At 69.9% G+C, this 5,836-nt stretch carries 5 protein-coding genes; 3 read left to right on the top strand and 2 right to left on the bottom strand.

The annotated features are described in order from the left end of the window. Positions 1-137: 137 nt before the first annotated feature. Both AB0J09_RS54235 and AB0J09_RS54230 read right to left on the bottom strand, forming a co-directional pair. Positions 138-2,135, bottom strand: coding sequence for a SpoIIE family protein phosphatase (locus AB0J09_RS54235; protein WP_360710064.1), 1,998 nt, complete (start codon positions 2,133-2,135; stop codon positions 138-140). Between the two features lie 85 nt (positions 2,136-2,220). Next, on the bottom strand, positions 2,221-2,970 hold the full coding sequence (locus tag AB0J09_RS54230; RefSeq protein ID WP_360710062.1) for a methyltransferase: 750 nt from the start codon (positions 2,968-2,970) through the stop codon (positions 2,221-2,223). A gap of 344 nt (positions 2,971-3,314) precedes the next feature. On the opposite strand from AB0J09_RS54230, the gene AB0J09_RS54225 reads away from it, so the two are divergent. The 3 genes from AB0J09_RS54225 to AB0J09_RS54215 all read left to right on the top strand — a co-directional run. Further along, complete coding sequence (locus AB0J09_RS54225; RefSeq protein ID WP_360710061.1) at positions 3,315-3,542, top strand: hypothetical protein; 228 nt, start codon at positions 3,315-3,317, stop codon at positions 3,540-3,542. A 37-nt stretch (positions 3,543-3,579) separates the two neighbouring features. Beyond that, positions 3,580-5,379: a ferritin-like domain-containing protein gene (locus AB0J09_RS54220; RefSeq protein WP_360710059.1), complete on the top strand. Its 1,800-nt coding sequence runs from the start codon at positions 3,580-3,582 to the stop codon at positions 5,377-5,379. Then, positions 5,376-5,836, top strand: a 461-nt coding sequence (locus AB0J09_RS54215) for an alpha/beta hydrolase fold domain-containing protein (protein ID WP_360710058.1), incomplete at its 3' end; no start/stop codon positions are given. The genes AB0J09_RS54220 and AB0J09_RS54215, both read left to right, overlap by 4 nt.

The following is a 5,836-nucleotide window of genomic DNA, read 5'->3' as shown; positions in this document are numbered from 1 at the left end:
GCAGCAGCTGGGCGCGGACGGCCACCCGCCGCGCGTCTCGGCGGGTGAGCTGATGGACCTTCGCCATGCCCCGAGCGTAGGCAGCGCCACCGACAGAAAACGCCACGGGCCGGAGCGCGCATTCTCATGGCGGCGACTCAGGGCACGCGGGTGCGGGCCACGAGGAGGGCGATGTCGTCCTCGGAGTGGGCCTCGCCCACCATGGTGCGGATCACCGAGGTGCAGAAGTTCTCCAGCGGGAGCGCGGCCTGGGCCAGGGCGGCGCCGAGGCGGTCGATGCCCGCTTCGATGTCGGCCGTACGGGTCTCGATGAGGCCGTCCGTGTAGAGGGCGATCAGCGTTCCCTCGGCGAGCTCGAGCTCGAGCGACTGGTACGACCCCAGCCCCAGGCCGATCGGGGTGCCGCTGGGCGGGCGGGGAAAACTGACGTCGCCGGACGGGGTCACGACCGCGGGCGGCGGGTGCCCGGCCCCGGCCATGGTGCAGCGCCGGGTGGCCGGATTGTAGACCGCATACACGCAGGTGGCTCCGGTGGGGTCGAGTGGGAAGCCGTCGGGGCCCGCGTCCTCCTCGGTGAGGCGTACGAGCAGGTCGTCGAGGTGGGCGAGCAGCTCGTCGGGCGGCAGGCCCATGTACGTGAGGGTGCGCACGGCGGTGCGCAGCCGTCCCATCGTCGCCGCGGCGTTGATGCCGTGCCCGGTCACGTCCCCCACCACCAGGGCGACCCGGTCGTCGGGCAGCGGGATCGCGTCGTACCAGTCGCCGCCGACGGCGTCGTGTATGCCGGAGGGCAGGTAGCGCGAGGCCACCTCGAGGGCGCCGGTGCCGGTCAGGCGGCGCGGCAGGAGGTTGCGCTGCAGCGCCAGGACGGCCGTGCGCTGGCGAGTGTACTGGCGGGCGTTGTCGAGGCTCAGCGCGGCGCGGGCGACGAGCTCTTCCGCGCAAATCAGGTCGTCCTTGGTGAACGGCGCCGGGTTGTCGTTGCGCACGAACACGGTGATGCCCAGGATGTCGCCGCGGGCCTTGAGCGGAATGATGATCAGCGTGTGCATCCCGGTGTCGTGAATGATCTCCGCCCGCTCCGGGTCCTGGTCGAGCCAGGTGCCGGGCGAGGTGTCCAGCACGCGTTCGAAGTGGGACCGGCCCGAGGCCAGGACCTCGGTGAAGGGGGACGACGGAGGGACGAAGACCGTCTCCCCGAGCGGCCAGAGGGATTCGGGGCACCCCTGATGGATCGAGGCCACGCCCGCGCGGCGGAACACGGGGATGCTCGCGTCCGTGGCGGCCAGCCGTTGCAGGGGCGCGTCCTCCGGCAGGACCGATTCGGCGAGATCGACCGTGACGTAGTCGGCGAGGACCGGCACCGCCAGGTCCGCCAGCTCCTGTGCGGTCTTCTGGACGTCGAGCGTGCTCCCGATCCGGATGCTGGCCTCGCGGATCAGGGCCAGGCGGCTGCGCGCCCGGCTGTTGCTGAGGTCCATGGTCAGCGTGCACACGCCCAATGGGCGGCCGTCCGGGCCTTCGAGGCGGAAGAGTGAGGTCGACAGGGTGCGTTCCTCGCGCTGGTCGGCCGAGGTCCAGATCTCCTCGCGGTCGATCATGGGGACGCCCTCGGCGAGCACTGTCCGCATCGCCTCCTGAGCGGCCTCGGTGTCGGCCCCCGGCAGGGGCTCCGCGAGCGAGCGACCGACCTCGTAGTGGGGGAAGACCGACCGCAGGCGCTGCGCCGCGGGGTTCAGCCAGAGGCATCGGAGGTTACGGTCCCAAACGGCCACCGCCAGCGGGGAGCGGTTGATGATCGGCTCCAGCAGCCTGCCCGCTCGCCCGGGGACCTCAGCGCTCACCGGCGTCGCCGAGAGGAGCCAGGCCGCTCTCTCCCCTGGTGTGAGCAGCCGGGAACCTCCGACCCGCACGAGGAGGCTGCCGCCGTCGCGGTGACGGGCCTCGACCAGGCTGTACCACTGCTCCTGGTCGCCTGCCTCGAGGTCGCCGGACATGACGAACGTGCTGGAACGACCGAGGACATCAGCGGCCCGATATCCGAAGAGCTCTTCCGCGGCCTGCGACCAGCCGATCACCGTGCCGGCGGCGTCGATCACGACAATCGCCGGAAGGGTCGTGTCAGGTGAGGCCATATCAGCATCCATCCCCACCTGGCCAGCGTAATACCGATGACCTGCGATGATTCTTGACCCGCGGTTGCCATGTTTGGGACGGCGTTCACGGTGCGCAGCCGGGCCGCGCCTCACTGTGACCACGGTCGCCGCCGCCGGGTCCGCCTGGACGGGCTTGACGTCGATGGCGAACGGTCAGCATGTGGTCGGCGCCGCGCTGGAACTCATAGGGCACCTTGCGCACCGCGCACACCAGACCTTCGGCCCGCAGATCCGCCTGAAGTGCGTCGAGGAAGGCGACCGGCTCACCGTCACCCAGGCGGACCAGGGGAAAGATTCTGACCTCGCCCCGGCTGACCCGGCTCATTTCCATGATCGCCGCCCGGTGCCACTCCCGGTCCAACTGCCCGGCCCAGGTGAAGAGCAGGTGTGAACACAGCACCATGTCGACGCTTTCGTCAGCCAGCGGGAGGTGCGGCAGACCGGCGGCGAGGTACGAGCCGGGCCGCCGGCGAATATCGGCCATGAAGTCGCTCCTGGCGTTGAGGCGCATCTCCCGGCGTCTTTCCGCCGAGCCGTACCACTCCCACACGAACCGGTCCGCGTTCGCGCCGATCATCGCGTTGCCCTGCTCCAGGTCGGCCGACAGACGGTCGGCGAGCACGGCGGCGCCACGCGCGTACAGCGGGTCCGCCGCCAGGGCGCGGGCCCCCATCGCCCCGGCCTCGGCAACGAAGCTGGACGCGCCGCCACCGCAGTCGAGAATGACACCGTCCAGGTCAGGGTCGTCGATCGCGAACATTGCCCGATATTCGAGGAAAGACCGCGACGACATGATCATTTCCGTGTGACTCACTTCCCCGTCCTCCGATTCCCATATCACTGACGGCGCCGATCATCTCCACCTGAAAACGACTAGAGCGTAGTTCCCAGCCCGGGGAGCCGGACGGCACGGCGTACGCCGAACTCGAAAGGATCATCGCCATCGCAAAAGAGACCGGACAGTGGCCGGCCCGGCAATGGGAGACGCCCACAGCTGTCGGAAGGTCCACGGCCTTGCTGCGTCGAAGACTTTCTCGCTGGAGCTGTCACAGTCAGGAGGGCTGCCCGGTCTTAGCTGGCGACCGGAGGCCAACCGCTGCCCCGGCGTACAGGAAGGCTTGTCATGAAGATCGTGGTAATCGGCGGCGCGGAGGAATGATGACCATCCCCACCAGGGACGACGACTCTCTGTACGAACTCGAGGTCGAGGTCGTGGCGGAGCTGACCATGGCCGAGTCGAGCCATCCGGAGGAGGCCATGCGCCTGCCGGTCACCGAGTGGCTGTTCGATCCGGCCGACGTCCAGCGCGAGGAAGTCGGCCTCCGCGGCCTTCTCGGCGCGGTCGAGGCGCTGGAAGACGACCCGGGATCTGGCGGACGTGCCTGAGGCCGCCGGACCCCAACGACAGCCGGAGCGAGAATTCGTGAACCACCCAGAACTGCCTGCCGCCGTCGCGCCGGCACGGATCGACACGCTCGAAAGCCTTCGTGAGCACCTTCAGTGGGCGATCGAGCTGGAACACGCGACCTTGCCGCCGTACCTGTGCGCGCTGTACTCGCTGGACCCGGAGCGGAACCCGGAAGCCGTCGACGTGGTAGGCAGCGTCTTCGCCGAGGAGATGCTCCACCTGGCGCTGGCCGCGAACCTGCTGAACGCCGTCGGCGGCCGCCCGCGGCTGGACACACCGCGGATGCTGCCGCCGCATCCCCGGCCTCTGCCCCACGGCGACCGCTCGCTGGAACTGTCGCTGGTTCCCTTCGGGCCGGAAGCACTCGCGATGTTCCTGCGGATCGAGCAGCCGGCACCTCCCGGCGCTCCGGCGGAGGGCGACGGCTACGAGACGATCGGGCAGTTCTACGACGCAATCGAACAAGGCCTGCGCCACCTGTGCGACCGGCTCGGCGAGCGGGAGGTCTTCTGCGGCGACCCGGCCCGCCAGGTGAGCGCCGCCCACTTCCGGCACACCGCCGGAAGGCTGATCGCCGTCGACGGCCTCGCCTCCGCGCTGGCCGCGCTGGAGGAGATCGTCGAGCAGGGCGAGGGCACGGCCCGCGGCGAGGTCTGGGACGGCGACCAGGACGTCTTCCACCCCGAACGGGACGAGGTCGCACACTACTACCGGTTCCAGGAGCTCAAGGCCGGCCGGCGCTACCGGCGCGGCGACACCCCGCAATCCGGGCCCACCGGCGAGGCAGTCTCCGTGGACCTGGCCGGCGTACACCCGATGAGGCGCAACCCGCGACTGGCCGACCACGCTCCGGGCAGCGAGATCCGCACCGCCCAGGAGGAGTTCAACCACACCTACTGCGCGATCCTGCATCTGCTCGAGCAGGCGTTCAACGGGAGCCCGAAGCTGCTCGCGGTCGCCACCGGCACGATGTACGCGCTCAAGGCGCAAGCCCAGGCTCTGATGCGGATGCCCGACGAGGAGGGCACGACAGCGGGCCCCACCTTCGAATACGTGGCACCCGAGCTACGCCGGTGGAGCATCGGCGAGCGGCAGCGGATCGTCGTACTCCCCGACGGCCCATACGTCGTGTACGGCGCCGTCCCGCTCAGACGCAAACGCAAGATCGTCTCCGCGGACGACCACGCGCTGACCTGGAAAACCGGCGACACGCTGGCGACCGAGGACACCTACGCGCTGTGTCGCTGCGGCCGCTCGGGCTCCAAGCCGTTCTGCGACGGGACACACGCCCTGATCGGGTTCGACGGTACGGAAACCGCCGGCGTCCGACCGTACGAGGAGCTTCAGCATGTCCACGACGGCGTGGGCATCTCGGCCCAACGGGTCGGGGAGCTGTGCATCCACGCCGCGTTCTGCATCGGGCGCACCAGGCCGATCGCCGAGATGCTCGCCGACACCGGCGACAGCGACGTCCGCTCCAGCGTCATGGGCCGGATCGACCACTGCCCCTCCGGGTCGTACAGCTACGCCCTCCAACGCGGCGGCGACTCCATCGAGCCCGACCTCCCGCAGGCCATCTCGGTCCTCGAGGAGGAGAACGGGCTGGCCAGCGCACTGTGGGTGACCGGTGGAGTGCCGGTCCTGCGGGCGGACGGCCTGCCGCTGCAGACCCGCAACAGGATGACGCTGTGCCGCTGCGGCCATTCCGGCAACAAACCGCTGTGCGACGGAACCCACCGAAAGATTGACTTCCGCGAGGAAATGCAAAGCCGTGGAGGTGAGCAGACTCACCACGAAGAGAGGAGAACATCATGAGCAGGCACATCCTGGAGCCGGCGGCGCAGGAGATCGCGGACGCGACCTCGAAACCCCCGTTCCTGTACGAGCTGGGTCCCGACGGCGCACGCAAGGTGCTGGACGACATCCAGGCCGCCCCGGTCGACAAGCCAGAGATCGACGAGAAGTGGATCACGGTGCGGGCCGAGGCCGGCGACGTGCGGGTGCGGATCGTCAAGCCCGCCGGCGCGTCCGGCACACTGCCCGCGATCCTGTACGTGCACGGCGGCGGCTGGATCCTCGGCAACGCCGGCACCCACGACCGGCTGGTGCGCGAGCTCGCCGTCGGCGCGAACGCCGCTGTGGTCTTCGTCGAGTACGACCGCTCCCCCGAGGCCCGCTACCCGGTCGCGATCGAGCAGGCCTACGCCACCGCCCAATGGATCACGCGGAACGGCGCGGACGAGGGGCTCGACGCGTCCCGCCTGGCCGTGGC

It is taken from the genome of Nonomuraea sp. NPDC049784 (assembly GCF_040659615.1).
Taxonomy (GTDB): domain Bacteria; phylum Actinomycetota; class Actinomycetes; order Streptosporangiales; family Streptosporangiaceae; genus Nonomuraea.
This window is presented reverse-complemented; position numbering and strand designations above follow the sequence as displayed.

Coding starts and splice junctions, on each gene's coding strand:
- AB0J09_RS54235 (WP_360710064.1), bottom strand. CDS start 2,135: ATGGCCTCACCTGACACGACCCTTCCGGCGATTGTCGTGATCGACGCC.
- AB0J09_RS54225 (WP_360710061.1), top strand. CDS start 3,315: ATGACCATCCCCACCAGGGACGACGACTCTCTGTACGAACTCGAGGTC.